The organism is Telluria mixta (assembly GCF_029223865.1).
Taxonomy (GTDB): domain Bacteria; phylum Pseudomonadota; class Gammaproteobacteria; order Burkholderiales; family Burkholderiaceae_D; genus Telluria; species Telluria mixta.
In genome coordinates, this window is sequence record NZ_CP119520.1 from 590,933 (window position 1) to 617,607 (window position 26,675).

A 26,675-nucleotide genomic window follows, 5' to 3' on the forward strand; every position below is an offset into this window, starting at 1 on the left:
TCACTGCAGCACTTCTTCCACGGCGGCCGGCTTTGGACGCGCCGCGCGTTCAACCTTCAGCGGCGGGGCGTCTTCGTCGCGCTTGACCGCCGGCTTGTGCGGCGCCGGCTTCGGCGGGACGTCGGCGTCGGCCTTGCGGACGCTGACGGCCTTCGGATGATCTTCCGCGGCCGGCTTCTTCACCGCCGGCTTGTCGGCCGGCTTCTCGACCGCCTTCACCGCGGGCTTCTCGGCCGGCTTTTCCGTCGCCTTGGCAGCCGGCTTCGCGACCGGTTCCGCGACGGGCGGGGCTTCCACCGGCGGCGCGGCATCGGCCGGCACGGGCTGCTCGGTGTCGCGCGCGACGGCGTCAAGCGGACCCGCAGGCGCCGGCGCGGCACGCTCGACGTGCAGGCCCGGGATGGTGACCGTGTCCTGGTGCTGGATCATCGGCATCAGGCTCGGCGCCAGTCTCATGAGCAGTTGCACGGGCAGCGCGCTGGTGAAGTCGTAGTGCGCCGAATCCGGACCGTGCACGTACGCCGTCATGCTGCCGAAGAAGCGCTCGCCGATGTTGAACACGAACGTCGCCGAGCGGTTCACGTAGCGCGATTCGATCAGGCGGTGGCCGGCGCCGTAGACGTCGAAGCGCTGGTCGCCGGTACCCGTCTTGCCGCCCAGTGCGATCACGCTGCCGTCGTCCTTGACGAACGCCGTCTTGGCGCGCTTCGCGGTGCCTTCCTGCACGACGCCGCGGATAGCGTTGACGAGCGCGCGCGCCACCTCGGGGTTCAGCACCTGCTCGCCCTTCTCCGCATTGCTGCGCTTGACGAGGGTCTCGTACGGCGTGTCCTTGGCGAAGTGCAGCGAATCGATGCGCTGCGTGGGCTTGCGCACGCCGCCATTGACGAGGATGCCCATCAGCTCGGCCAGCGCGATCGGACGGTCGGCCGACGCGCCCAGCGTCGTCGCATACGACGGCACGAGCGAGTCGAACGGATAACCCATCTTCTTCCACTGCGCGTGGATCTTGAGGAAGGCTTCCACTTCGATCAGGCCCGCGATGCGCTTGTCCTGGGCATGCTTGCGGTGCGTCTTGAACAGCCACGAATAGACTTCCTGGCGCTCCTTCGTCGACGCGCCGACGACTTCGTCCCAGCCCGCCTTCGGATGCGTGCGCAGGTAGCCCACCAGCCACAGTTCGAGCGGGTGCACGGAGGCGACGTAGCCGCGGTCCGCGAGCGACATGTTGGCGACGGCGTACTGGTCGTACATCTTGGCGATGCGCTCGTCGTCGACCTCGGCGTCGGCCGGCAGGTACTTGTGGAGGAACTTGCCGAATTCGGCCAGCGGTGCGTCCGGGTAGATCGTGCGGTGCACGGCCGCGACCTTCGACGCGCGGATGCGCACGCCCTGCATCAGTGCCGTCTCGACCTCGTCCCAGTTCTTGCCGCGGTACTTGTTCCAGAAGCGGGCCAGGAAATCCTTGCCTTCGCGATCGGCGAAGCGCGACAGGTATTCGGCGCGGCGCGGATCGTCGGCGTCGGCCAGCAGTTGCGCGGACGAACCGGGCAGCTGGAACATGTAGTAGCGCACGACGTCGCGCATCAGGCGCACGAACACGAGGTTCGTCGAATTCTGCAGCGCCTGCTGCACGGTGAGGATGCGGCTGTCGTCCAGCTTGCTGAAGTTGCCGAACGTGTGCACGCCGCCGCCCGTGAAGAACGCTTCGCCCGGGTTGCCCGAATACTTGCGCTCCATCGCCGCGCCCAGCATCGGCACGAGACCGCGGTCGGCGCCTTCCGGCAAGGTCTGGAAGTATTCGACGGCCCACTGGCTCAGCCGGTCCTTCGGATCGACCTTGACCTTGGCGAGTTCCGCTTTCGACATCGGCTCGTAGCGCTGATGCAACTGGTCGACGATGTCGAGGTAGGTCGTCAGGGTGCGCAGCTTCGCGGTCGAACCGAGGTCCAGTTTGGCGCCTTCGTTGATGTCGAGCGGCTGGTCGTAGTTGTCGGTCTGGACGCGCAGGTAGTTGACCTTGTCGCCCCGCTCCATCAAGGTGAAGCTGTACACGACCTTGGACGGGTCGCCGTTGCCCAGCATGCCCTTGCCCGTGAGGCCGGCTTCGGCCGCCGCTTCGTTGTCGGTCAGCTTGCGCAAGGTGGCCGTCACGGCCTTCTGCGCTTCCGAGTTCAGCGTCGTCACCACCGACAGGTCGAGGCGGTCGAGGTTGTACAGGCGCGAGTCGCCCAGCAGGTTCGCGAGGTGGTTGCGCACGGCGTTGGCGGCCTTGCGCGTGACGAACGTGTTCGCGGGCGGCGGGGCCACGCCGGAACCGAGTGCCGGATGCAGCACGGTGGCGATGGCCGCATCGCGCAGCGCGGGCGAGATGACGCCCGCCTGCGCCAGCACGCGCAGGTGCGAGTTCGTGAGGATTTCCAGGTCTTTCTCGCCGGCACCCAGGTAGTACGCGGGGCGGCGCTGCGCGATCATCAGCGACAGCGCTTCCTTGTACACCAGCGCGTATTCCGGCGTGACGGAATTGCTGGCCAGGATACGGTTGACGTCGTTGAAATCGCGGCCGTACCAGACCCACATGCCGTCGCCGATGCCGTTCACCTCGCCGTAGCCCAGCTTGGCCGACAGCGGCACGGTGTTCAGGTATTCGAGCACGATACGGCGGCGCGCCTTGCCCGTGTTCTCGCCGTCCAGGTAGGAACGCAGGGTGGCGGACGCCATCTGGCGCAGCTTGTCGCCCAGCGAGGCCGTGCGGCCTTCCGGCGAGTGACGGTATTTTTCGATCTGGGTGGCAAGCGTGCTGCCGCCGGCGACGCGGCCGCCGCTGCCCAGGCCGACCGAGTGCACGGTCTTGTCGAACACGGCTTTCGAGAAGCGGTCCCATTCGACGGCCGGGTTACGCTTCGGGTACGTCGTGTCGAGCAGTTCGCGGTTCTCGATGAACAGCAGGCTCTTCACCAGCAGCTGCGGCGCGGCGTCGAACTTGTCGTACAGGCGCTCGGGGAAGCGGGCCGAGAACAGGGGCTCGCCGCTGTAGTCGAGGATGTCGAGGCCGGCGCGCGTCTTTTCGTGGTACGTGGCGAACAGGCCCATGTCGGCCAGTTCCAGCATCTTCGGCGACATGCGCGCCTGCTCGGCGACGACGTAGTCGCGCGTCTTCAGCTTGGCCAGGTAGTTCGGCAGGTTCGAGTAGCCGAGGCGCTCGTCGTACGGGCTGGCCTGCGGGAAGCGGATCGCGTCGCTCGGGCCCTTGCCCATGCGGTAGTTGAGTTTCTTCGTCAGGCCGGCGAAGAAGCGCGCCTCGATCGCCGACGTACGGCTTTCGTAGACGGCCAGGCCGGCCGCGCCCGCGACGGCGAGCAGCAGCACGACGAGGAACGTGCGCTTGACCATGCGCCAGCGGCGCTTGGGCGGCGCCGGCGGCGGCTCGGGCGGCGTATCCGGCCCCGAACCGCCGGGTTCGACGACGGGCTCGAGGCTGGAGTCGAGACTGGGCTCCACGCGCGATGGGATACTGCGTACAGGAAGATCCTGCTCGGCTGCCACGGCGGGAATGCCGGCCAGAGCGGGCTGGCCTGGCGCAGCCTGCCCAAGGATGCGGCGCAGCGCGCGGGAGAAGAAACGGGGCCGTCGTTGACGGCGAATACTATCCATGATGGCTCAACCGGTTTGAAACACGCCTGCAAATCCCGTCAACCTGCTCGCCATCCTGCTGCTGGTCGGTTCGAGTGATCCAGGTCGTAAAAGTTCACAAAGCTGCGGCGACCTCACTCCGGATCGCCTCTGCTCACAGACATCATTCCACCACATCAATGTGACATGCAGGAACCGCTCACGCAGTTTTTTGACGTCGTCCTGATATTTTCGCAAAAAAACAACGGCTCAGTTCGAATGGCTGTCCACGGCCCGCAACGGTTGCCTCAGTGGCTGCATTTCGGCCCCCATTTTTTCCAGCTCCACACACATGTCGGTCCAGGCCGCTTCGACCTCGCCCGGATCGCCTTTCACCCCCAATTCGATATGGCGCCGCGTGTGCGCATCGCCCACGCTGGGCAGGCTGAACACGCGCACGCCGGGGTAGCGCGCTTCCAGCGTCTCCATCAGCGGCGTGAGCGCGGCCTCCGCCGCCTCGTACACCAGCAGCGATTTTTCGGCATGCGCCTCGCGATGGAACCTGTCGGCGTACAGCGTATCGAGCACCCATCCGATCATCGGCCACGCCATCACGGGAAACCCGGGCACGAAGTGGTGCCGCGCCACCGTGAAGCCGGGGATGCGGTTGTACGGATTCGGGATCAGGCTTGCCCCCGCGGGGAATTCCGCCATCCTGAAGCGCTGCAGGTTCTCCGGCGCGTGCAGGTCGGCGTCCGGCCCCGCCGTCTCGCGGATGCGCTCCTCGATCAACGCACGCCCTTGCGGATGCAGTTCGAGCGGCACGCCGAGCGCCGCCGCCGCGCACTGGCGCGTGTGGTCGTCCGGCGTGGCGCCGATGCCGCCGCAGGAAAACACGGTGTCGCTACTTGCGAACGTGCGCCGCAACAGGGCCGTGATGCGTTCCGGCTCGTCGCCGACGATCTCGGCCCAGGCCAGGCGCAAGCCGCGCTCGCGCAGGAGCTCGATCACCTTGGGCAGGTGCTGGTCGCGGCGCTTCCCGGACAGGATCTCGTCGCCGATGATGATGAGGCCAAAAGACATGCAGTCCTCCTTGCTTCCAGTGTGCCACAGTGCGCCGGAGCCTGCCGCGCCCGTGGCCGCGTACCGTGTGTGACATTTGCGGACAAGTTCGTGACAAAGCCCCCAAGACGCTACATGGTCTCTTTCCTAGAATCGGCGCGCCGGCCGCGGGCTGCGCGGCGCCGAACAGGATGAACGATGATTCCATCACGACGACATGTCGCCGGCGCGTGCGCGCTGGCCCTTTTGCTGGCCGGTTGCGGCGGTTCAAGCGATCCGGCCGCGCCGCCACCGGTCGCCACCCAGCCGACGGCACCCGTCGCCCAACCCGCACGGGCCGAGGTGCTTGCCACGGCGGCCGGCGGCATCGACAGCATCGCGTTCAGCGGCGACACCGCGTGGCTGTCGCTGTCGAATACCGCGACCACGGACACGGCCGTGGTGCGCGCCAGCCTGCCGCTGCGGGCGGATTCCGACTGGAGCAGCGTGGCGCTGGGCGAATGCGGCCTCGCGCGCGAGGACAGCGGCACCTGGCCCCTGCGTGCACCGTCGTTGCGCATGCTCGGATCCGATCTGTGGCTGTTCCAGCCCTGGTACGACAAGGGTCCGGACGCGCGCCCCGAACACGCGCTGTGCGCCTTGAGCGCGGACCGCACCACGTTCGTGCCGCGCGACGCCGGCCTGAAAGCGTGCGTGGGCAGCACGTGCACGACCCTGTCGATGGACGAGCTGAAACAGGTGAACAACCGCCTGTACACGAATGCCGGCGGCGGCCAGAACGTGCTCGCGTCGAACGACGGCGGCGCCCGGTGGCGCGTGCTGACGGGCTTCTTCGACCAGGACATCTGCACCCATCCCGCGTTCGAGATCGTCGGCGATCGCCTGCTCGTCGGCGGCGAATGTCCGTTGGACTTCGCCTTCCTGCGCGCCTACCAGCTGGCCGCGGACGGCGTGAGCCTCGTGTCGCGCGACGCCCTGCCCGTCACCCTGCCGGAACTGGAAAACCGCAACGTGCAATTCATCCAGGCGACAGGCGCCCAGCGCGTGTTCGCCGGCGTCGAGGGCGGGCTGCTGCGCAGCGAGGATGGCGGCAAGTCCTTCAAGTTCGTGATCCAGCATCCGCTCAGCGGCGGCAGGAACTATCCGTACATCCGGCATTTGCTGGCATTGGCGGGCAAGCCGGACACGCTTGTCGCGGGCGGCTTCGACAAGGCGACGCAGAAGCCGTACCTGGCCTGGTCGAACGATGGGGGCACGGCGTGGACGGACCTCTCAAGCCTGCTGCCCGGCTATGCGCGCAACCTGGACGACGGGTCGGTGGCGGAAGTGACAGCCATCGCCCAGGATCCGCAGGGACGCGTGCTCGTCACCGTCAACGAGACAAAAGGCGCGCAGGGCCGCCTCGTGCTCGTCACGCCCGGGACGCCCTGAAGCGGCTCAAAGGTCCTTGTTCAGACGTCTTTGATGAGCTGGCCGGCCCGCAGGTCGGCCAGCGCCTGCAAGCAGAAGTACTGGAACCACAGGCCGGTAAAAATGAAGATCACGAGGTACAGCCAGATCGACAGCACGGCCAGGAACGGGAACAGCACGAGGGAGAACAGCGCGCCGCCGATCCACGCGATGCCCGGCAGCGCGCCCAGCAGGCCGGACACGGTACCGATCAGCAGCAGGGAGCGCTTGTGCGCGTGCACGATCGTGCGGCGTTCTTCCAGGCTCGCGTGGATGGCGAGCGCGTCGTAGCTCATCACGCGCGCCGTCAGCCAGCCCCACAGCACGGCCTGCACGACGAGGGCGACGGGCGCCAGCGCGTACAGCGGCAACGTGACGAGCCACAGCAGCGCAAACACGACGATGCCCGACAGGTTGATGCCGAGGCTGCCCATGAAACTGCCGCCCTCCTTGCGCTCGAGCGTCGGGAACTGCACGCGGCTGACGTGGCGCGCGATGGCCGGCATCGCGCCCACGCCGATGAACAGCAGCGACGTGATGATCATCAGCGGCAGCAGTACGAGCATCGCCACGAGCGGGATCACGACGGTTTTCAGGAAACCGAGGCCCAAGGTGGCGAGGATGCTGCTGCTCGTCTCGAACAGGCCGTAGTCGGCGAACAGCGCGCGCAGCCAGTCCAGCAGCGGCTGCATGCCGGCGTACAGCAGGCCGCCCCACAGCGCCAGCGACAGCAGCAGCGGCACGATGGACAGCAGCAGCATGCGCCCCGAGAACTGGGAGCGCAGCGCGCGGCCGTAGGCGATGGCGACGGGGCGCATCATGCCGCGTTGCGCCGGTTGCCGGCTTCGATCAGACGTACGAGGCCCAGCCACTGCTGGCGCCAGAACCCGCGTCCATAATCCCGGGGGGACGGACCGTACCATCCGGATTGGCGCGCGCGAACTGGTCGCGTACGCCCGTGCCATGCCAGCCGGGGGCGAAGTTGGCGGTGCCGAACAGCTGGTCCCAGATGGGGAGCAGCACGCCGAAATTGCAGCCGCCCAGCTCGCGTCCCTGCGACTCGTGGCCGATGCCGACGGCGTGGTGCGTGCGGTGGAAGCGCGGCGACACGAGCAGGCGCTCGCCCAGGCGGCCGAAGTGGATGCGCACGTTTGCGTGCTGCAGGCTTTGCAGCGCGCGCGAGACGGAGACGAGCAGCACGTACTGGCCCGGCGCCACGCCGATCGCCAGCGCAAGGATCGCCATGTAGGCGTCGCGCAGCAGATCGTCCAGCAGGTGGTTGCGGTCGTCGCTCCAGAGGTTCATGTTCTGCTGGCTGTGGTGCAGGCTGTGCAGGGCCCACCACCAGCGGAATTTATGCTGGCCGCGGTGGAACCAGTAATCGAAGAAGTCCAGCACGACGAGGTACATGAGGAAGCTGGCGAGCGGGTGGAAGCCCGTCATCAGGTTCTCCAGGTTGAACGGATGCACGCCTTCCATGCGCAGCGCCGCGGCGATGGTGTCCATGACCGGGTCGAGCGTGAAGAACACGGCCATGCTGAAGAAGCCGAGGCGGTGGATCAGCGTGTAGACGAAATCGTTGAAGCGCGCACGGCGGTCCGTCATCTGCTGCGCCGGGATGACGGCTTCCAGTGGCCGCAGCACGAGGTACAGGGCCGCCACTTCGCACAGGCCGGCGAGGAACCATTCGACGCCCTCGAAGGCGTCTTCGATGTATTCGCCGAGGCCCATGGCGAACATCGCGGGTTCCACCGCGTTCTCGAACAGCCATCCCTGCAGGAAGGCGAATCCATCGAGGAAATGCTGGATCATGTTTTTATCGGTAGTCCGGATGCTCTCTCAGTGTAGCGAAACAGAAGCCTTTGCGCTCGAGACCGGAGATCAGCGGCTCGAGGTTCGCGGGCATCCACGGGTCCCTGCGCGACCAGATGCCCATGTGGGCCATGAAGATGTCGCCGTCCTTCAGGTTGTCCAGCGCGCGCTTCAGCAGCAGCGCATTCGGGAATTTCTCGCTGGACGTCTCGTCGCCCGAGAAGCCGGCCGGCGCCCAGCCCGCGTGGCGGTAGCCGCACGCCTTCGCGGCAGCGAGGATGTTGGGCGAGCTGTGGCCGCCCGGCGTGCGGAAGATCGGGTCCAGCCGGCGGCCCGTGAGCTGTTCGAAACGCGTGTCGACGCGGCGCAGTTCATCGCAGTACTGCTGCTGCGTCCAGGTCAGCTTTTGCCCCGAGTGCGCGCCGAACTGCGGCTTGACGACGATGCGGCCATCGGCCTCGTCGCGCTGGAAGTAGACGTGGTCGAACGTGTGGGTGCCGAACGCGTGGCCCTCCGCCACGCGGGCCTTCCAGTAGTCGGCCCAGGACGGATCCAGCGACCAGTCGCCGCGCACGGTCTTCTCGTTGGCGAGGAAGAACGTGGCCTTGACGTGGTGGCGGCGCAGCGTGTCGGCGATCAGGTCGGCCTGCGACTGGCTGCCCGTGTCGAACGTCAGGTAGATGGTCCCCTTGCATGCAGGAGCATCACCGGCGTGCGCGATGGAACTGGCCGCCAGCAACGCGGCGGCAGCGAGACGCGCCATCACATCCGCGGCGCCGAGTTGGCGAAGAACACGCCGTGCGGCGAGCGGCCCACGGGGATCATCTTGATGACCTTGCGGCTGGCGACGTCGATCACGGCGACCTTCTTGATCCAGCGGAGCGTCACCCACAGCGTCTTGCCGTCGTTCGTCAGTTCCATGCAGTCCGGGCCGCCCGGCACGGGGATCATGCCGACGTTTTCCAGCGTGGTCTGGTCGATGATGTTGATCGAGTTCTGCACGCGGTTCGACACGAACACGTGGCGACGGTCGCCGAGGGCGCGGAAGTTGTGCGCGCCGTTGCCCGTCTTGATGCGCTTGACGGTCTTTTGCGCGCGCCAGTCGATCACCTCGACGTAGTCGCTGCCCATGATCCCGACGAGCAGGTACTTGTCGTCCGGGGTCATCGAGATACCGGCCGGGAGCTTGCCGACCGGGAGGGTCCACTTGACGGTCTGCGTTTTCAGGTCGATGGCGCTGACCTGGTCGCTGCCCTGCTGCGTGACGAACGCCGTCGTGCTGGCCGCGTCGAACGCGATGTGGCTGGGCATGCGCGCAAGCGGCAGGCGTTTGCTGAGCAACAGGTTGCCGCCTTCGTACTTGTAGACGTCGACGCGGTCCAGGCGCAGCGACGCCGACACGAACCATTTCTGGTCCGGCGAGAAGCCGATCTGGTACGGGTCGAGCACGTCCGCCAGGCGGCGCTGGACCTTGCCCGAGACAGGATCGAGGAAGATCAGTTCATTGCCGACGGAGCTGGCGACGATGACCGACTTGTTGTCCGGCGTGGCCATCAGGTGATGGGGCTCCTTGCCGACGGCGAACGTGCCGTTGTCGGCGCCCGTCTTCTGGTCGAGCAGCTGGACGGTGGCGTCGCGCGAATTGAGCACGACCACGACATTCGCGTGGGCAGCCTGGATGGCCGAAAACAGCGTAAAACCGAAAACGAGGGACTTGTGGAAGCGACGCAGCATGGAACGACACCGGCTCAGTGAAGGAAGGCTTTATTCTACGAGGAAACTTGAACGCTCCGAAGCGTAGAACGATGGAATCGCACGCAAGCGGCGCGCCGCCGCAACACAGTGGACAGAGCGTTAATAGCGCTTTGACAGGTCATGGACTACAATCGGCCTTTTACTCTGAACAACTAGGGAAGACCCATGTCCATTACCACCACGAATTCCGGCCTGCAATACGAAGACACCGTCGTCGGCAGCGGCGCCGAAGCGAAGGCCGGCAACTACGTGACCGTGCACTACACCGGCTGGCTGCAGAACGACGACGGCAGCACCGGCGTCAAGTTCGATTCCAGCAAAGATCGCAACGACCCGTTCCAGTTCCCGCTGGGCGCCGGTCACGTGATCCGCGGCTGGGACGAAGGCGTGCAGGGCATGAAGGTGGGCGGTGCGCGCCGCCTGATCATCCCGGCGAGCCTGGGCTACGGTGCGCGCGGCGCCGGCGGCGTGATTCCGCCGAATGCCACGCTGATCTTCGACGTCGAACTCCTCGACGTTTGAGCAACTCTTCTAAAATACGGTCGAGTTAGGCATGATTCCGATGACGATGCGCTAAGATGCCCGCACATCGTCCAAGGAGTTACCATGAGTTTGCAAGAACAGTTCGCCCAGGCCCAGCTCGATTCGAAGAACCTGCCCGAGCGTCCGGACAACATGACCCTGCTGAAGATCTACGCATTGTTCAAGCAGGGTTCGAGCGGCGACGTCACGGGCGAGCGTCCCGGCTTCACCGACATGGTCGGCCGCGCCAAATACGACGCGTGGGCCGCGCTGAAAGGCACGTCGCAGGACGACGCCATGCAGCAGTACGTCGACCTGATCGAAGACCTGAAGTAATCAGTTACTGACTCAGTTACTAAATACCTTGCGCATGCTTTCCGCCACCTTGGTCTCGATGGTGGACGCGAAAGCACTCATCAGGAAGCCCAGCTTGATGCGCAATGCGGCCTGGCGCTCGCCCAGGGTGAGCGCCCCTTCCACGCCGCTGCGGGCGAAACGCAGCACGTCCCCTTCCCATTTGCACGTCAGGCCATATTCGCGGGCCAGCTTGTCCGCGACCTTTTGCGCGGCGGCGCGCGCGTCGGTCTGGCTCAGGCTGTGCGGCTGGGTGATGCTGATGTCCGGCATTCGATTTCCTTACTGATTCAAAGCAAACAGCCCGCCATGATGCCAGTTGACGGGCGCAAAGGCCAGCGCTTGCCTAGAGAATAATCAATTGATGAGTCTCAAGGCCCATCTTGGGCAAGGGGCGACCATTCCTCGTGTCATCAAGGAGGATTGCCATGGATTCGACGCCCACCCAGCCCCCCGTCGGTTTCGTGCCGACGCCCACCGCCTCGTACCGCCAGCACCGCAAGGCCGCGCAACTGCTCGACCAGCCGGGCCGGCCGCGGCCCCAAACCGGCCCCGGCAGCGCATCGGCCCAGGAAGACAACCAGCCGGGTGATGCCTACGGGTCCGGCGCGCGCGTGCTGATGTGGAAGCAGGATCCGTCGGTGGAAGAGATCGGCACGCGCAAGGTCTTCCTGCCCGGCATCGTGCTGGCCGGGCCGCGCGATGCGCGCATCGTGTCGATGTCGGGCGATGGCGGCATCCCGCCCGTCGAGCCGAACGCGTTCGGCGACTTCGTGACGATGCCCGATACGCCACAGTTCGACGCCGTCCACACGTTCGCCGTCGTGCGCCAGACGTTGACGATGTACCAGCGCGCGCTGTCGACGGCCGGCAGCGCGATGCCCCTGCCCTGGCAGTGGAACAGCAGCGTGGACACATCGCCGCTGCAGGTCTGGCCGTACGGCCTGCCGAACGTGATGAATGCCTATTACAGCCGCTCGCAGGCCTGCCTGAAGTTCGGCGACTTCGTGCCCGCCGGCGAGACCGCGCGCGTGTACACGTGCCGCTCGTTCGACATCGTCTCGCACGAGACCGGCCACGCCGTATTGGACGGGCTCAAGCCGCAATGGCTGCTGGCCGACAATCCGCCGCAGACGGGCGGCCTCCACGAATCGTTCGGCGACCTGACGGCGATCTTCCTCGCGCTGTCCCAGCTCGACCAGTGCGAAGCCGTCATCGCCCAGACGAAGGCGCACCTGCACGACAAGACCTTCCTCGCCGACATCGCCGAGCAGTTCGGCCTCGCGCTGGGCAGCACGACGGGCCTGCGCAATGCCGACAACGACCTCACCCTGTCCGAGGCCGGCACCGAGGTGCACGCGATCTCGCAAGTGTTCACGGGGGCCGTCTACGACATCCTGGCCGACGCGTTCGCCCTCGAGCGCAATCCCGCTCTGGAAGACTGCGCCGGCGTCCTGCACCGCGTCGCCGGCTGGCTGCGTGGGCTCGTGCTGCGCGCGCTGATCGCCGCGCCGGACACTGCCGCCACGTTTGCCGACGTCGCCAACGAGATGCTGCGGCTCGCGGCCGAGGACGGCAAGCCGCAGACCGTCGTCAACGCCATCCGCGACCGCTTCGCCCAGCGCGAGGTGTTCGCGCTGCCGGCCGGGTTCACGGGCGACCACCCGGCCGGGCTGGTGCTCGCGCCGCTCGTGACCGACGCTCCGGGCGCACGCCAGGACCGGCGCGCCTGCTGCGGCACGATGAACCTGGCCGAATACTACGATGTCGAACGGGTCTTGCAGGCGGAAGCGGACGCCCTCGCGCGCTGGTGCGCGGAGCACGGCCGGTCGGGCCCGGCAGGCGAGCAACCGGCGGCGGTGGCGCTGACCACGGTCACGGTGACGGACAGTTCCGGCGCGGCCGTCGCGACGACGGCGGTGGTGGATCTGGCGGCCACCGACAGACTGCGGTGAACCCTGGAAGCGGCCCGGCAAGCGGACTCCTAATACATTTGCTTATGTGTATTGTGTATAAGCCTGATTTGTCGTAGAAGCAGAATTGCCCTAAAATACAGTGCTTTGCCGCGTCCGGCGAACGCTCTTCGAATAATACACGCCGCCGCTTCCACTCATTGATAGGACTGTTATGACCCACGTTGTCACCGAATCGTGCATCCGTTGTCGCTATACCGATTGCGTGGACGTATGCCCGGTAGATTGTTTCCGGGAAGGCCCGAATTTCCTCGCCATTGACCCGGACGAGTGCATCGACTGCGCCGTGTGCGTGGCGGAGTGCCCGGTCAACGCGATCTATGCGGAAGAAGACGTGCCGTCGGACCAGCAGCAATTTATCAAGCTCAACGTCGAGCTGGCACGTAACTGGCCGTCGATCACCAAGACCAAGCCGGCCCTGCCCGACGCGGAAGAGTGGAAAGACGTCAAGAACAAGCTGGACCAACTGGCCCGCTAAACAACTTTAGACCCAAGACAGTATCAGGGTCGCGCAAAACCGTAGCGAGCGGCGGCAGAAGGCACTGGCATGCAGTGCATGGCAGTGCGAGAAGCGCTGCCGCTTTTGCAACGCGCAGTAGGTTTGGCGTGATCCCTTCATAGGAAATTTAGCATGACTACGACCCCCGAAGCGGGCACCATCGCTCCCAACAGCTCCTTTGCCGGCGCCATCGAAGCCGATGCCGTGATCATCGGCGCGGGCCCGGTCGGCCTGTTCCAGGTGTTCGAGCTGGGCCTGCTGGAGATCAAAGCCCACGTGATCGATTCGCTGCCGGCCGTCGGCGGCCAGTGCGTGGAACTGTATCCGGACAAGCCGATCTACGACATCCCTGCCGTGCCCGTCTGCACCGGCCAGGAACTGACCGACAACCTGCTCAAGCAGATCGAGCCGTTCGAGCCGACCTTCCACCTGGGCCAGGAAGTCACCACCGTCCAGCGCCGTGAAGACCACCGCTTCAACGTCGAGACGTCGACCGGTACCCGCTTCATCACCAAGACCATCTTCATCGCTGCCGGCGTCGGTTCGTTCCAGGCGCGCACGATCAAGGTCGACGGCATCGAGAAGTTCGAGAACAGCCAGCTGTTCTACCGCGTCAAGGATCCGAGCCTGTTCGAAGGCAAGAACCTCGTCATCTGCGGCGGCGGCGACTCCGCGCTGGACTGGGCCCTGAACTTCGTCGGCAAGGCCGAATCCGTCGTGCTGGTCCACCGTCGCGAAGACTTCCGCGCCGCCCCGGCTTCCGTCGCCAAGATGAAGCAGCTGTGCGAAGACTACGAAATGCAACTGATCACGGGCCAGGTCACCGGCTTCGATGAGAAGGATGGCCAGCTGTCCGAAGTCAAGGTGACCGGCGCCGACGGCGTGACCCGCCGCGTGCCGCTGGACATGCTGATGGTGTTCTTCGGCCTGTCGCCGAAGCTGGGCCCGATCGCCGAATGGGGCCTGGACATCGAGCGCCGCCAGCTGAAGGTCATGGACACGGAAAAGTTCGAGACCAACGTGCCGGGCATCTTCGCCGTGGGCGACATCAACACCTACCCGGGCAAGAAGAAGCTGATCCTGTCGGGCTTCCACGAAGCCGCGCTGGCCGCCTTCGGCGCCGCGCCGTACATCTTCCCGGACAAGAAGATCCACATGCAATACACGACGACCTCGCCGAAGCTGCACAAGATCCTCGGCGTCGAGACGCCTGTGTTCGACTGACCGTTCCGTTAGCCTCACACCACGAAAATGCCCCGCCGATGCGGGGCATTTTTCTTATGTAGTGCACTTAACGAACCGCGTCCCGGCAACTGTGATACAAATGCTGCAATGCGGTAATAAACAGATTGTGACTCAGGCTCGATGTTGCCCCACGCCAAGCCGAATGAGCCTATAATTGATCGAACACGTAGCGCAAACGATTGCAATTGCGCACAGAGTCATGAAGGAAAATATTATGCTTTACCAACTGCACGAGATGCAACGCTCCTTCCTGAACCCGCTGATGCAGTGGGCCGACGCCTCTGCCAAACTGTTTTCGAATCCAGTCTCACCGTTCGCGCACACCCCGTTTTCGCAGCGTATCGCTGCCGGCTACGAGCTGATGTACCGCCTCGGCAAGGACTATGAGAAACCTGCTTTCGGCCTGAACTCGACCATCATCAACGGGAAGACGGTCGGCATCATGGAACGCGCGGTCGTCAGCAAGCCGTTCTGCAAGCTGATGCACTTCAAGAAAGACATGAGCGACACGGACTTCGCCGCGCTCAACCAGCCGACGGTGCTCGTCGTGGCCCCGCTGTCGGGCCACCACGCGACCTTGCTGCGCGACACCGTCCGCGCCCTGCTGCCGGACCAGGACGTCTTCATCACCGACTGGGTCGACGCGCGCATGGTTCCGCTGTCGGACGGTGCGTTCCACCTGGACGACTACATTTATTACGTCCAGGACTTCATCCGCCACCTGGGCCCCGACGTCCACGTGATCTCCGTGTGCCAGCCGACCGTGCCGGTGCTCGCCGCGATCTCGCTGATGGCGACGAACAAGGACGCCAAGCTGCCGAAGTCGATGGTCATGATGGGCGGCCCGATCGACCCGCGCAAATCGCCGACGGCCGTCAACGACCTGGCGGTGGAAAAGCCGTACTCGTGGTTCGAGAACACGGTGATCTATGCGGTGCCGGGCAATTATCCGGGCTTCGGCCGCAAGGTCTATCCGGGCTTCTTGCAACACGCCGGCTTCATCGCGATGAACCCGGGCCGCCACGCCCAGAGCCACCGCGAGTTCTACCAGCACCTGGTGCGCGGCGACGACGATTCGGCGGAAGCGCACCGCAAGTTCTACGACGAGTACAACGCCGTCCTCGACATGCCGGCCGAGTATTACCTGGAAACGATTAAAACGGTATTCCAGGAAACCCGCCTGCCGAAGGGCACGTGGGAAGTGGGCGGCCAGCTCGTGCGTCCGCAAGACATCGAGAGCGTGGCGCTGTTCACCATCGAAGGCGAGCTGGACGACATTTCCGGCGCCGGCCAGACCCATGCGGCGCACGACCTGTGCACCGGCATCCCGGCCGACAAGCAGCAGCAGTTCACGGCACCGAAGTGCGGCCACTACGGCATCTTCTCGGGCCGCCGCTGGCGCGAAATCATTTGTCCGATGATCGGTGAGTTCATCCGCAAGAACGCCTGAGCGTTGCAGATGTCCCCATGAAGAATGCCGCGGCTCGCACCGCGGCATTTTTTTTATTGCGGGTGCCGCGTCTCGATCATCCAGTGCAGGCCATAGCGGTCGATGACGGCACCGAACGCATCCGCCCACGCCGTCGGGCGCAACGGGACGCGCACGTCGCCGCCCTCGCCCAGCGCCTGCAGGATGCGGGCCGCCTCGTCCGCGCTGTCGACGTGCAGATTCATCGAGAAGCCCGCGAACGCCGGCGCCTGATCGGGGTGATGGCCTTCGGAGAAATAGACTGTCGACTCGCCGATGCGCAGGCCGGCGCGGATGATCTTGCCGGGACTGCCGGGCGCGAGGAACTGTGGTTGTGAATCGGGAATCGCCGTCAGCTGGAACAGCACGTCGGCGTGGAGGACGTCACGGTAGAAGGAAATGGCTTCGGCGCACAGGCCGGGAAAATAGATCGTTGGAATCGCTTGCATAAAAGTCGCTGGTTCGGTGAAGGGAATGGCCCAGGGATGCGTAGTGCACGATGTCCTCCTTTCTTTTGTTGTTGGCGCGTCAAGAATAACAGAAGGCCGCTCCCGCGCGAACGGGAACGGCCCGGTATTTCACCTGCCGGGGCCGCCTTGAAGGCAGCCCACGGATGAGTGATCGGTTAGCGATGACGCCGGCGCGCATCTCATGGCGGAGGCCGCATATTGTGTTCGCGCCAGGCGTTCACGCCGTAATGGTGGTTGCGGTAGCGGACAGGCACATTGCGGCTGCGGCGGATCTCGTGGATGGCGGCGGAGGCGGCGCTCAGCAGCGCAGCAAGCTTCGTGGACATGGCGAGATGGTTCTTGCTCATAGACCCTCCTGGTTGTCATTGCCTGGACTCCAGTAGACCATCGGACTGAGCCGTCACTCCGTACGTTGCATCACGAAAGCATGCAGATGGCATTAACCTGGAGCATTTCGACGCGATAGGACTTTTCGCGGATAATGACGGTCTATCCAGTTTTGAAGTAGCACCGCCGTGACCAAGACGCTCGCCGACCAGATCGAAGACCTGCTGCCGCAGACCCAGTGCACCAAGTGCGGCTATCCCGCCTGCCGCCCGTACGCGGAAGCGATCGCGCGCGGCGAGGCCGAGATCAACCAGTGCCCGCCCGGCGGCATGGAAGGCGTCGCACGGCTGGCACGGGTCACCGGCCGGCCCGTCATCCCGATCAACCCGGCCAACGGCGTCGAGCGTCCGCGTCCCGTCGCGTTCATCGACGAAAGCCTGTGCATCGGCTGCACCTTGTGCATCCAGGCGTGCCCCGTCGATGCGATCCTCGGCGCCGCCAAGCAGATGCACACGATCATCCCGAGCCTGTGCACGGGCTGCGATTTGTGCGTGGCGCCCTGCCCCGTCGACTGCATCGCGATGATTCCGCGCACCGACGATCCGGCCAGCGAGCCGACCGGCTGGGCCGCATGGTCGCAGGAACAGGCGGACGCCGCGCGCGCGCGCCACGACTTCCGCACGGAGCGCCTGCGCCGCGAGAAGGAAGAAAACGATGCGCGCCTGGCCGCCAAGGCGCTGGAAAAGATGCGCGCGGTGACGGCGGAACAAACGAATACGGCGGAAGAGCTGGCGGAAAAAGAACGCAAGCGCGCGATCATCGCCGCCGCCATCGAGCGCGCGAAGCAGAAGGCCGCCTCGGACAAGAAAGACTGAAACATCGATGAATCCCGCCAAACGCCTCGAGATCTTCACGCGCTTTCGCAACGCCAATCCGCATCCCACCACCGAACTCGAATACACGACGCCGTTCGAACTGCTGATCGCCGTGCTGCTGTCCGCGCAGTCGACGGACGTCGGCGTCAACAAGGCCACGCGCCGCCTGTACCCGGTGGCGAACACGCCGCAGGCGATCCTCGACCTGGGCCTGGACGAACTCAAGACCTATATCTCGACGATCGGCCTGTACAACAACAAGGCGAAGAACGTCATCGCCACGTGCGAGATCCTCGTGAACCAGTACGGCGGCGAAGTGCCGCGCTCGCGCGAGGCGCTGGAAGCCCTGCCCGGCGTGGGCCGCAAGACGGCGAACGTCGTGCTGAACACGGCGTTCGGCGAACCGACGATGGCCGTCGACACGCACATCTTCCGCGTCGCGAACCGCACGAAGATCGCACCGGGCAAGAACGTCGACGAAGTGGAGATGAAGCTCCTGAAATTCGTGCCGAAGGACTTCCTGCACGACGCCCATCACTGGCTGATCCTGCACGGCCGCTACACGTGCGTGGCGCGCACGCCCAAGTGCTGGAACTGCATCATCAACGACCTGTGCGAGTACAAGGACAAGACGCCGGCGCCGAAGGACGCGTGAGCGACGCCGGTCTTCCCGTCAGATGACCCGGCGCGGCGCCGCCGTCAGCGGATCGCCGCTGTTCGGCGTGCCCGTCGGCTCGATCAGCAGGATGTGCGCTTCTCCCTGCGCGCGCGGCCGGTGGCGCATGCCTTTGGGGACGACGAACATCTGGCCGGGCTGCAGCGTCACCGTTGAACCATCCTCGAGGTCGATCTCGACGCAACCCTGCAGCACGAGGAAGAAGTCGTCGGTGTCGTCGTGGACATGCAAGTGGTACTCGCCGCGCAGCTTCGCGACCATCACGTCGTGACCGTTGAACAAGGCGACCGTGCGGGGTTGAAAGGCTTCCGTGAAGGTGGCCAGCCTGGCGGCCAGATCGATTGCAGCGTGCATGATGTCTCCGATGAAAACCGCATTGTGAAGGGCCGCCGGACCGTGGGTCTTGTACAATCGTTGCATGAACCAGGCCATCTTCGGAGAGCTCGCCAACGGCGTGACGCTCATGCGGGCGGACTTTTCCGACCACGCATCCGAGCGCCACAGCCACGATTGCTTCGCGATCGGCGCCACGACGTACGGCATCCAGCGGTTCCGCTGCAAGGGCACGCAGTACGACAGCCGGCCCGGCGATCTGGTCCTGTTCAACCCCGACGACGACCATGACGGCTGCCGCGGGACGGCGGACGGATTCCGCTACACGATGTGGTACGTCCCCGATGCATTCGTCGCCAGTTGCTTGGACGGCAGCCGGTATTTTTCCAGCCCTCACGCGACCGACCGCCAGCTGGCCGAGACATTCGGCGCATTGTCCGCCAGTCTGGCGCAGACGCCGGCCGAATCGCTGCGCGCGGAATCGCTGATGCGCGCTTTCCTGGGCACGATGCTGGCGCGGCACGGCGCGCGGCCGCAGTCCCTGCCGTCGCTCGCCGCCGGTGCTGCCACGCTGGCCCGGGTGAAGGACTACATCCGCACGTACTACGCGCGCGACATCACCGTGTCGGACCTGGCCAATGTCGCCGGCCTGTCGCGCGCGCACCTGACCCGCGCGTTCACCGCCGCGTACCACGTGCCGCCCCACGTGTACCTCAACACCGTCCGGATCGCGCAGGCGCAAGCGCTGATCCGTCTCGGCACGCCGCTCGCCGCCGTCGCGCTGGAATGCGGCTTCGCGGACCAGAGCCATTTGACGCGGCGCTTCAAGGGCAGCGTGGGCGTGACGCCGTCGGCCTGGCACAAGATGCAGCGCGCCGCCCCGTTCACTTCGTGAGGACCAGCGAAAAGAAGATGCGCGTGGGCCCGTTCGACAGCTTGAAGAACAGCTTGTTGCGGCCTTTCCTGAAGTGCACCACGCGCTTGCCTTCGTTCAGGTTGTAGTCGCGCACAAAGGTGTTCCTCGTCTCGTAGACGCGGCCGAAGAACGAGTCCTTATTGACGTTCCCGCCTTCCCAGACCAGCCGGTCGTTCAGCCACAGCTGCACATCGTCGTCCGCGCCCACCCAGATCGTCAGGTCCTGCTCCGCGTCGAGCATCAACTCCGTATAGCCGTAGTACACGGCGTCTTCCGCGTGCACGGGCGGCTCCAGCGGATAGCGGGCCATGTCGACGTAGTCCCATTTGACGAGGCGTCCGCCCTTGCCCCGATAGGCGGCGTCCAGCACGACACCCTGCTCGGGCGGATGGCGGTAATTGGCAAACAGCCCTGCGCCGTGCCGCCCGGCGAACGGGCCGATCAGGTACCAGCGGTTGACCCACACGCGGTTCGCATAGGTACCGCCCGGGCCGATCATCCTGCCCGTTCCCTTGACCATGCTGGCAGCATCGACGGTGGGAATGTGCGCGACGCCGCCGCCGAACATGGTGCCCGCGCCCCCGATGTAGGCCTGCGTCGCGCGATCCGGCAGGTCGGGATTCCTGAACGCGGCGATCCGGTCCAGCATCGTGCGGCCCACGCCGCCGGTGTTTCCGCTCCCCAGGCCTTGGCCGCTCCGGCCGTTGCCGGCGCCGTCGCCTTTGCCATTGCCTTTACCGTCGCCTTTACCGTTGCCGGTACCACTCTGCGTCCCGCTCGCCGCGTCGGCCGCGACCTGCACGCCGTTCTGCTGCTGTTCCAGCTGATTGCGGCGCTCTTCCAGCGCGACGCGCGCCTTCGCTTCGAGCTGTTCGATCTGCGCCGCCGCTTCGGCAGCGGTCTGCGGTTCGGCGGCAGGCGGTTCCTCCGCCCTTGCCTTCTCCGCAACCTGTTCCAGTGCCTTGTCCTTCGGGATGTCGAGCAGCTTTGCGAGCTGTTCGGCCTTGGTGTCGCGCTCGATCTCGTCGATCTTGCGCGACAAGTCCTTCGCCTGCTTCAGCAATTCTTCCGGCGCCTTCGGCTGCGCGCTGAACTGCACCTCGTCTTCCTTGTTCTCGGCCGGATGCGCGGCGGCGCTTTGTTCGAGCAGGGACTTGATCCGCTCCATATCGTGCACGCGCTTTTCGAGACGGGCCTGCGCCGTCAGCCGTGCGCCCGATTCGACCTGCCGCTGCTGCCGCTCGCGCTGGGCGAGCTCGATGCGCTGGCTGCCCAGGTGATACAGCGCGACGAGCGGCACCGCATGCAGCACGAGCGACATTACGATGAACGGGTGCCGCCGAATCAGGCCGAACGGCGGGGCGAACCTCGGGGCATCGTCGATGAACATCGTCAGCGCGTGTGCATCGACACGTGGGTGAGCCCCTCGAACTGGCACAGTTCGAGCACGTGCACGATGTCCTGGTAGCGCGCGGACTGGTCGCCGTCGATGCGCACCGGCCGCGTCGGATCGCGCGCCGCCTCGCGCTTGAGCAGGTCGTGCAGGGCTTGCGTCGATACTTCCTTGCGGTCGATGTAAAGCGAGCCTCCGGCATCGACGCCGATGACCAGCGGCGCCGGCGCGGCCGTCGCCCGATCGAGGCTGACCTGCGACGTCGGCAGCACGATCTTCATGTCCTTCTCCGGCTTTTCGCCGTCCGGGTGCCGGAACGACGTCGCCACCATGAAGTACATCAGCAGGAAGAAGATGCAGTCGATCAGCGCGATCAGGCCGATCTCGGGCTGCTCGTCGTCGCCGAGGTCAATGCGCATGGACGACCTCCAGCGTGCGCGCCGGCATGCCGTCCAGCACGCGGTTCAGCTGGCGCTCCAGCGCGATGCCGATGCCGACCATGCGGTTGCGGAAGACGTGGTGCATGGCCAGCGACGGCAGCGCCACCGACAGGCCGGCCGCCGTGTTGACGAGGGCCTTGGAGATGCCGCCCGCCAGCAGGGTTGGATCGCCCATGCCGTTGAAGGCGATGACGTGGAAGGATTCGATCATGCCGATCACGGTGCCCAGCAGGCCGACGATCGGTGCGACCGTCGCAACGACGTTCAGCGCATATGCCTTTTGCTGCTGCAGCCGCAGTTCGACGCCCGCCATCTCCGCCACGCGCGCCGCCAGTTTTTCGGCCGGCAGGTGGCGCTGTTCGACCATCCAGCCGAGGATGCGCGCAAGGCTGCTGTCGCCATCGGCCACGCGTTCGCGCAACTGGTCGAAGCGTCCCGCGCGCCACAGCGTCTCGGCTTCCGCGGCCAACTCCGCCGGCGCCACCTTCGCGATGCGGAAGTTGACGAGCCGCTCGAACGTCACGGCCAGCGCCAGCACGGACAGCGCGCCGATCGCGACGATGCCCATGCCGCCGTGAAGCAGTTCGGAAGCGATGTTCAGGCCCTGCGCGCTGGCCGGGAGCGCGGGGAGAAGCAGGCCAAACAGGCCGAGGCGCGGCAATCGGGACATCGTCTTCCTTTCATTGGAAACAACGGATCATGCACGAATGTAGCACAGGTGATTCTTTGTTTGGAAACTATATTACGCATTAAGCGCAATGAAAATTACCAGAATGTAGCAATAAAAAATGCCATGCGCATGAAAAAAGGCGCCGAAGCGCCTTGGTATCCGCCGCGGTCCCGTTCAGCGAAAACTGAAATGCTTGTGCCCCAGATAGCTGGTGAACACGGGCACGACGACGCCAACGCCATGCGCGATCTCGCGCGCGAACGCCGTGATGCCCAGCGCCGGCAGCACCCATTTCACGAGCAGCATGCTGATCGCCCACGTCTGCGCGACGGCGACGACGTTCACGAGGATGAACCAGCCGGCCGCATGGTGCGTGGCCTGCTGGCTCTCGCGGAACACGAACAGCTTCGCCAGCACGAACGCCGTGATCATGCCCGTGATGTACGCGCAGATGACGGCCGACGAAAACGGCATCGCGCGGTTGTACAGGATGCGCGAGCCGAAGTTGACGGCGGCCGCGAAGCCGCCCGTCAGCAAAAACACCAGGAACTGGCGCGAGGCGAAGGTGGACGCGACGCCGCTCACGCCCCGGCCTCGCGCGCCATCTTGCGGCCGAAGTCGATGCTCTCCGAGATGCCGCGGTCTTCCGGATAGTAGTACGACGTGTCCGCGACCCACAGCCCGCCCACCGGCAGCTTCGCGGGCGGCAGGCGGTCCAGGTAGCCCGGCTCGCAGATCGGCTGCGCGTAGCGGTAGCGGCTCGCGCGCATGTCGACGAAGTCCGCGTCCTTGAGCGACGGATTGATCTTCATGAGGTAGCGCTTGACCTTGTCGAGGAACGCCTGGTCGGGTTCCGCGAACTTCGGGTGCTCGCCCGGCATGTAGAACGGCACGTAGACGATGTGCTGGTCCCCCATCGGCCGCAGGTTCGTGTATTCGACGAGGCCGGGGATGTCCATCTCCTCGTCGTTCGTGTTGAGCCAGAAGTTTTCCGTCACGGGCTTCTTCAGCTTCGCGATCACGCACACGACGGCGATGTTCTTCTTGGAGCGGAATGCGTCGAGCGTGGCGGGCGGCAGGTCGGGCATCACGCGCGGCACGTACGGCAGCGGGATCGTGCTGATCACCTTGTCGAACGCCTCGAACTGGCCGTTCGCTTCCACGCCCTTCACTTTACCGTCCTCGATCACGACCTTCGTCGCGGGCGTCTTGAGGCGCACGATGCCGCCGTGCTTCTCGATGTCGGCGCGCATCGCTTCCAGCAGCGTCGCGGAACCGCCGTCCATGTAGCCCAGCTTTTCCTTGAACAGGTTGTAGCGCGAACGGCCGATGCGGCGGATGCGGCTCCAGATCCATGCGGCGGACAGGTTGTTGCTGTAGTCGTAGAATTTATAATCGAACAGGCGGCGCCACAGCACTTCCCACGCTTCCGCGCCGACGGCACCCTTGATCCAGCCGCTCGCCTCCACGTGGTCCAGCGGCTTCCAGTCGTCGCGCTTGGTCGACAGGAATGCGTGCAGGCCGTAGCGGAATTTTGCCGCGAACCCCAGGCCGCGGAACTTCAGCAGCGCGACCGGATTGCCCCACTCCTGCACCTCGTTGCGGAACCAGTAGCCCATCTTCGTCGCGACCCAGTGCATCTTCGACGACAGTCCCAGCTCGTCCAGCACTTTCAAAAAGGCGTGGTCGGAGATCGCGTGGAAGTGGTAATAGCGCTCGATCGAGGTGCCGGAAAAATCGAAGTGCGCGGCCATGCCGCCCACGCGGTCGTCCGCTTCGAACACGACGGGCTCGTGGCCGTCGCGCGCCAGTTGGTAAGCCACGGCCAGGCCCATCGGCCCCGCCCCGAGGACGGCAATACGCTGCTTCATTCAGAACTCCAGGACGACGTTGCTGTATTTGGGATCGTTGAAGGTCTCGTCGATGGCCTTCGCGAACGGGGTGCTCTGCACCTTGAACATGCCGGGCCAGTCGATCACCTCGAAGCTGTCGCGCGCGACGAGCGCCGCCAGCTGCTGCGTCGTGAACGGCGGGTTGCTGTCGAACTTGCCCCACACCCAGAGCAGCGCGTAGAACAGGCTGTACGGGATTTTGACGATCGGCGTCTTCGCACGGGTCACGCGCTTGATCTCGCGGATGATGTCGATGTAGTCGACTTCCTCGTGGCCCGAGATGTTGTAGACGCCTGTGATGGACGGATCCTCGATGCAGCCGATGATGACGTTGCAGAAGTCGCCCACGTACAAGGGCTGGCGCATGTAGCGGCCGTGGCCCGGGATCGGGAACACGGGCACCTTGCTCATGAAGCGCGACAGCCAGCCCAGGTGCTTGCGGTCGAACCAGCCGAACATCAGGGTCGGACGCAAAATCGGGCACGGGATGCCGCTCGCCAGCACCATCGCTTCCTGCTCGCGCTTCGAACGCGTGTAGAAATCGTCGGCGACGGACACGACGACCGAGGAGCTGATCGCGACGAGGCGCGTGTTCGGCTGGCCCTTGATGATGTCGAGCTGGAGGCGCGTCGCGTCGACGTTGTTACGCACGAAGTCGTTCCAGTCGTTGCCGCCGATCTGCGCCTGCAGCATGACGACGGTGGAACCGTCCGTGAAGTGGCGCGACCACTCGCCCGGCTCGGCGAGATCCGCGTATTCGACGGTGATGTCGGGCTGGACTTCACGGAGCACGTCGAGGTTGGCGCGGTGCTTGTCCAGCACGACGATGTTGCGGTAGCCGCGCGCTTTCAGGCGCGCGATAAGGTTTTGTCCGACCAGCCCGGCGCCGCCGGGCAGGATGATCTTGCGGTTCAAATCAGTCATTCTGGTTCCTCATCGGATGCCGTACAGCGAGACGCCGAGCAGACGGTCGTCCGGCGACCAGCCGTACTGCTTGGGCGAGACAGGATGCGCGATCCTGAGTTCGATATGCTGGGGTGCGGTCGGGTCGGCGCCCAGCGGGATCTTGATCTGGCGGCGCATCTCGAAATTGTTGAAATCCCAGCCGCCCGCGGGCTGGCCGTTCACGAGGACGTCGACGTGCTGGCTGAACGTCTTCACCGGCATGAAGCTGCCCAGGTCCAGGTGGACTTGGCCCTGGCGCTTGGGATCGGCGGGCAGGTTGATCTCCGCGACCGGGCCCGTCGACCACACGAAGTCCGTCTCGATGTCGGCCCAGCCTTTACCCAGGATCGTGCGGAAGTAATCCTTGTGGTCGACGAGGTTCGTGTACGCGACCGGCGTGAGCACGCGGCCGTGGCGATACAGCAGCAGGCCCTGGCCCTGGAAGTCCGGCTCTTCCGCGACCATGTCCGCCGTGCGCGTGGGCCGTACGAAGAAGCGGCGCTGCGTGTTCAACTCTTCCGGACGGCAGCGGGCCGGCTTGGTGAACAGGATGTGCCAGTGCTCGTTCATGCAGAACAGGTCCTCGCCCTGGCGGCGCGCATGGAGCTGCAGCGCGACGACGTTGCCCCACACGTATTCCCACGCGATGCCGTTCTGCTCGATGTCCAGCACGATGCGGCCCGTGCCGGGCAGCTTGCGCAGCTGGTCATACAGCTGCGCGGAGCCCGGGATGTCGTACAGGTCGTCGTAGAACGCCGGCTTCTTGACCGCATTGCCCGTGGCAACGACGGCCGCGACGGTCACGATGCCGGCGGCGATGACCTTCGCGTTCCAGCGCACGGCTTCGTACAGGTACAAAAGCCCCAGGCCCGCAGCCAGCGCCGGCACCGAATAGTAGAACAGGCCCACGTAGACGAGGTCGAGGTGGTCGATGCCGAACTTGGCATAGAACAGCAGCGCCGCCGACGCCGCGACGAACGCGAAGCCGAGCGCGCGCGCATCGCGCAGGAACGTCTTCGATGCGGCGCGCACACCTGTCAGCAGCAGCAACGCCACGGCCACACCCCAGATCCAGGCATGGCCCGGCTTCCAGAACAGGCCGACGAACGCCAGGGCCTCCGCCAGCGCGTTGTGCTTGTCGTTGCGGCCGAAGGCGATATAGCCGTAGACGGGGCCCGGAAAATCGACGATGGTCGCGATGATCAGCGGGACGAAGAACAGGAACAGGATGCCGACGGAGATCAGGATGTCGCGGCGATGGCGCACGAGGAAGCCGGGCGCCAGGATGCGCCGCTCCGGATCGCGCAGCGTGACCAGGAGGTTCGCGGCCAGCATCACGATCAGCATCACGCCCAGCATCGGGACGAACGACACGTGGCCGTTGATGACGAAGCCGCTCGAGACGGCGAGCGTACGCAGCGCGTCCGTATGGCCCCAGGCCAGCCGCGCGATCGACAGCACGACGACGGCGAACGGCAGGATGTACAGGTCGGGGAACCAGATGCCGAGGAAGACGGATGGTTCGCACAGGCCCAGGACGGCCGTGAACACGAGCGTGAACATCAGCGCGGGCAGCACGGCGCCCACCATGCGGCGCACCAGCGCGAACACGGTCACGATCCACGCGGCGCTGTACAGGCACACGGCCAGCAGCTGGCCCGAGAACGGCGACGGCGCCACGTGCAGCCAGTCGTGGAACACCAGTTCGCCGAACGCCAGCACGTACAGGATCGCGGGGCCCGGGTGGTTCACGCCGATGCGCGAGTAGTTCCCGTACAGGAGGTGCAGGCGCTTGGCGTCGAGGATCAGGAGGCTGTTGGCGCCAAAGTCGCCCATTTCGTGCAGCACCTTGTTGGCATCGATGTGCCACTGGAAGACCATGAGCACGATGGCGATCGCGACGAACAACAGGACGTTCGGCGACAGGGTACGGGCGTTCAGCAACGGTTTGCGGTCGTCGGCGACGAAGGAAGAAGGACGGTTCATA

The 26,675-nt window shown here is 65.3% G+C and carries 26 protein-coding genes and 1 pseudogene; 10 read left to right on the top strand and 17 right to left on the bottom strand.

The genetic code is table 11. The features are described 5' to 3' along the window. Window positions 1-3,393: a transglycosylase domain-containing protein gene (locus tag P0M04_RS02565; protein ID WP_259449152.1), complete on the bottom strand. Its 3,393-nt coding sequence runs from the start codon at window positions 3,391-3,393 to the stop codon at window positions 1-3. A 489-nt stretch (window positions 3,394-3,882) separates the two neighbouring features. Then, the gene (locus P0M04_RS02570; RefSeq protein ID WP_259448898.1) at window positions 3,883-4,695 is read right to left on the bottom strand and encodes a competence/damage-inducible protein A; all 813 of its coding nucleotides are present in this window, start codon (window positions 4,693-4,695) and stop codon (window positions 3,883-3,885) included. Between the two features lie 177 nt (window positions 4,696-4,872). Here P0M04_RS02570 and P0M04_RS02575 point away from each other — a divergent pair, with 177 nt between their 5' ends. Next, window positions 4,873-6,105 (top strand): WD40/YVTN/BNR-like repeat-containing protein, encoded by a 1,233-nt coding sequence (locus tag P0M04_RS02575; RefSeq protein WP_259448897.1) that lies wholly within the window; start codon window positions 4,873-4,875, stop codon window positions 6,103-6,105. 20 nt (window positions 6,106-6,125) lie between these two features. Here the strand turns inward: P0M04_RS02575 and P0M04_RS02580 are convergent, their stop codons facing one another. The 4 genes and pseudogenes from P0M04_RS02580 to P0M04_RS02595 form a co-directional block, all read right to left on the bottom strand. Then, on the bottom strand, window positions 6,126-6,944 hold the full coding sequence (locus P0M04_RS02580; RefSeq protein ID WP_307727106.1) for an EI24 domain-containing protein: 819 nt from the start codon (window positions 6,942-6,944) through the stop codon (window positions 6,126-6,128). Next, window positions 6,941-7,935 (bottom strand): annotated as a pseudogene (locus P0M04_RS02585) (sterol desaturase family protein). Before P0M04_RS02585 ends, P0M04_RS02580 begins: the two are co-directional and overlap by 4 nt. Window positions 7,936-7,939: 4 nt before the next feature. Continuing rightward, window positions 7,940-8,698: a polysaccharide deacetylase family protein gene (locus P0M04_RS02590; protein WP_259448895.1), complete on the bottom strand. Its 759-nt coding sequence runs from the start codon at window positions 8,696-8,698 to the stop codon at window positions 7,940-7,942. Continuing rightward, window positions 8,698-9,669: a YVTN family beta-propeller repeat protein gene (locus P0M04_RS02595; RefSeq protein WP_259448894.1), complete on the bottom strand. Its 972-nt coding sequence runs from the start codon at window positions 9,667-9,669 to the stop codon at window positions 8,698-8,700. The genes P0M04_RS02590 and P0M04_RS02595 overlap by 1 nt, the downstream gene beginning before the upstream one ends. Window positions 9,670-9,855: 186 nt before the next feature. Between P0M04_RS02595 and P0M04_RS02600 the strand changes: the two genes are divergently transcribed. Then, window positions 9,856-10,212 (top strand): FKBP-type peptidyl-prolyl cis-trans isomerase, encoded by a 357-nt coding sequence (locus P0M04_RS02600; RefSeq protein WP_036235195.1) that lies wholly within the window; start codon window positions 9,856-9,858, stop codon window positions 10,210-10,212. Window positions 10,213-10,296: 84 nt separating this feature from the next. Further along, window positions 10,297-10,548 (top strand): acyl-CoA-binding protein, encoded by a 252-nt coding sequence (locus tag P0M04_RS02605; protein ID WP_105379962.1) that lies wholly within the window; start codon window positions 10,297-10,299, stop codon window positions 10,546-10,548. A 12-nt stretch (window positions 10,549-10,560) separates the two neighbouring features. Here the strand turns inward: P0M04_RS02605 and P0M04_RS02610 are convergent, their stop codons facing one another. After that, on the bottom strand, window positions 10,561-10,839 hold the full coding sequence (locus P0M04_RS02610; protein WP_259448893.1) for a polyhydroxyalkanoic acid system family protein: 279 nt from the start codon (window positions 10,837-10,839) through the stop codon (window positions 10,561-10,563). A 155-nt stretch (window positions 10,840-10,994) separates the two neighbouring features. Between P0M04_RS02610 and P0M04_RS02615 the strand changes: the two genes are divergently transcribed. The 4 genes from P0M04_RS02615 to P0M04_RS02630 all read left to right on the top strand — a co-directional run bounded on the left by P0M04_RS02615 (window position 10,995) and on the right by P0M04_RS02630 (window position 15,733). Next, entirely contained in the window at window positions 10,995-12,521 is a 1,527-nt protein-coding gene (locus tag P0M04_RS02615) for a gluzincin family metallopeptidase (RefSeq protein WP_259448892.1), read from the top strand. A 172-nt stretch (window positions 12,522-12,693) separates the two neighbouring features. Then, on the top strand, window positions 12,694-13,017 hold the full coding sequence (fdxA, locus tag P0M04_RS02620) for a ferredoxin FdxA (RefSeq protein WP_259448891.1): 324 nt from the start codon (window positions 12,694-12,696) through the stop codon (window positions 13,015-13,017). A gap of 153 nt (window positions 13,018-13,170) precedes the next feature. Next, complete coding sequence (locus P0M04_RS02625) at window positions 13,171-14,262, top strand: NAD(P)/FAD-dependent oxidoreductase (RefSeq protein ID WP_166860886.1); 1,092 nt, start codon at window positions 13,171-13,173, stop codon at window positions 14,260-14,262. A 235-nt stretch (window positions 14,263-14,497) separates the two neighbouring features. Further along, window positions 14,498-15,733 carry a polyhydroxyalkanoate depolymerase gene (locus tag P0M04_RS02630; protein WP_259448890.1) on the top strand — a complete coding sequence of 412 codons (1,236 nt, stop codon included), beginning with the start codon at window positions 14,498-14,500 and terminating at the stop codon, window positions 15,731-15,733. A gap of 53 nt (window positions 15,734-15,786) precedes the next feature. Here P0M04_RS02630 and P0M04_RS02635 read toward each other — a convergent pair whose 3' ends face one another. Beyond that, window positions 15,787-16,200, bottom strand: a complete 414-nt coding sequence (locus P0M04_RS02635; RefSeq protein ID WP_259448889.1) for a VOC family protein — start codon at window positions 16,198-16,200, stop codon at window positions 15,787-15,789. Between the two features lie 200 nt (window positions 16,201-16,400). Further along, window positions 16,401-16,568: a hypothetical protein gene (locus P0M04_RS02640; protein ID WP_259448888.1), complete on the bottom strand. Its 168-nt coding sequence runs from the start codon at window positions 16,566-16,568 to the stop codon at window positions 16,401-16,403. Between the two features lie 168 nt (window positions 16,569-16,736). Here P0M04_RS02640 and rsxB point away from each other — a divergent pair, with 168 nt between their 5' ends. Then, window positions 16,737-17,423, top strand: coding sequence for an electron transport complex subunit RsxB (gene rsxB / locus P0M04_RS02645; RefSeq protein WP_259448887.1), 687 nt, complete (start codon window positions 16,737-16,739; stop codon window positions 17,421-17,423). A gap of 7 nt (window positions 17,424-17,430) precedes the next feature. Continuing rightward, window positions 17,431-18,078 carry an endonuclease III gene (nth, locus tag P0M04_RS02650; protein WP_259448886.1) on the top strand — a complete coding sequence of 216 codons (648 nt, stop codon included), beginning with the start codon at window positions 17,431-17,433 and terminating at the stop codon, window positions 18,076-18,078. Window positions 18,079-18,096: 18 nt separating this feature from the next. On the opposite strand, the gene P0M04_RS02655 is transcribed toward nth, so the two are convergent. Beyond that, the gene (locus P0M04_RS02655; protein ID WP_259448885.1) at window positions 18,097-18,453 is read right to left on the bottom strand and encodes a cupin domain-containing protein; all 357 of its coding nucleotides are present in this window, start codon (window positions 18,451-18,453) and stop codon (window positions 18,097-18,099) included. A 64-nt stretch (window positions 18,454-18,517) separates the two neighbouring features. Here P0M04_RS02655 and P0M04_RS02660 point away from each other — a divergent pair, with 64 nt between their 5' ends. Then, window positions 18,518-19,327, top strand: a complete 810-nt coding sequence (locus P0M04_RS02660; RefSeq protein WP_259448884.1) for an AraC family transcriptional regulator — start codon at window positions 18,518-18,520, stop codon at window positions 19,325-19,327. Here P0M04_RS02660 and P0M04_RS02665 read toward each other — a convergent pair. The 7 genes from P0M04_RS02665 to P0M04_RS02695 form a co-directional block, all read right to left on the bottom strand. Next, window positions 19,317-20,738, bottom strand: coding sequence for a cell envelope integrity TolA family protein (locus P0M04_RS02665; RefSeq protein ID WP_259448883.1), 1,422 nt, complete (start codon window positions 20,736-20,738; stop codon window positions 19,317-19,319). The two genes, P0M04_RS02660 and P0M04_RS02665, sit on opposite strands and share 11 nt — an antisense overlap. A 2-nt stretch (window positions 20,739-20,740) precedes the next feature. Then, window positions 20,741-21,160, bottom strand: a complete 420-nt coding sequence (locus P0M04_RS02670) for an ExbD/TolR family protein (RefSeq protein WP_259448882.1) — start codon at window positions 21,158-21,160, stop codon at window positions 20,741-20,743. Then, complete coding sequence (locus P0M04_RS02675; RefSeq protein ID WP_259448881.1) at window positions 21,150-21,851, bottom strand: MotA/TolQ/ExbB proton channel family protein; 702 nt, start codon at window positions 21,849-21,851, stop codon at window positions 21,150-21,152. The genes P0M04_RS02670 and P0M04_RS02675 overlap by 11 nt, the downstream gene beginning before the upstream one ends. A 174-nt stretch (window positions 21,852-22,025) precedes the next feature. Beyond that, window positions 22,026-22,436, bottom strand: coding sequence for a GtrA family protein (locus P0M04_RS02680; RefSeq protein WP_259448880.1), 411 nt, complete (start codon window positions 22,434-22,436; stop codon window positions 22,026-22,028). Then, on the bottom strand, window positions 22,433-23,722 hold the full coding sequence (locus P0M04_RS02685; protein ID WP_259448879.1) for an NAD(P)/FAD-dependent oxidoreductase: 1,290 nt from the start codon (window positions 23,720-23,722) through the stop codon (window positions 22,433-22,435). The genes P0M04_RS02680 and P0M04_RS02685 overlap by 4 nt, the downstream gene beginning before the upstream one ends. Further along, window positions 23,723-24,667 (bottom strand): NAD-dependent epimerase/dehydratase family protein, encoded by a 945-nt coding sequence (locus P0M04_RS02690; protein ID WP_371877279.1) that lies wholly within the window; start codon window positions 24,665-24,667, stop codon window positions 23,723-23,725. It abuts the gene before it with no gap. A gap of 9 nt (window positions 24,668-24,676) precedes the next feature. Then, a complete protein-coding gene (locus tag P0M04_RS02695; RefSeq protein WP_259448878.1) occupies window positions 24,677-26,674 on the bottom strand; it encodes a hypothetical protein in 1,998 nt (665 codons plus the stop codon). Between the last annotated feature and the right edge of the window lies 1 nt (window position 26,675).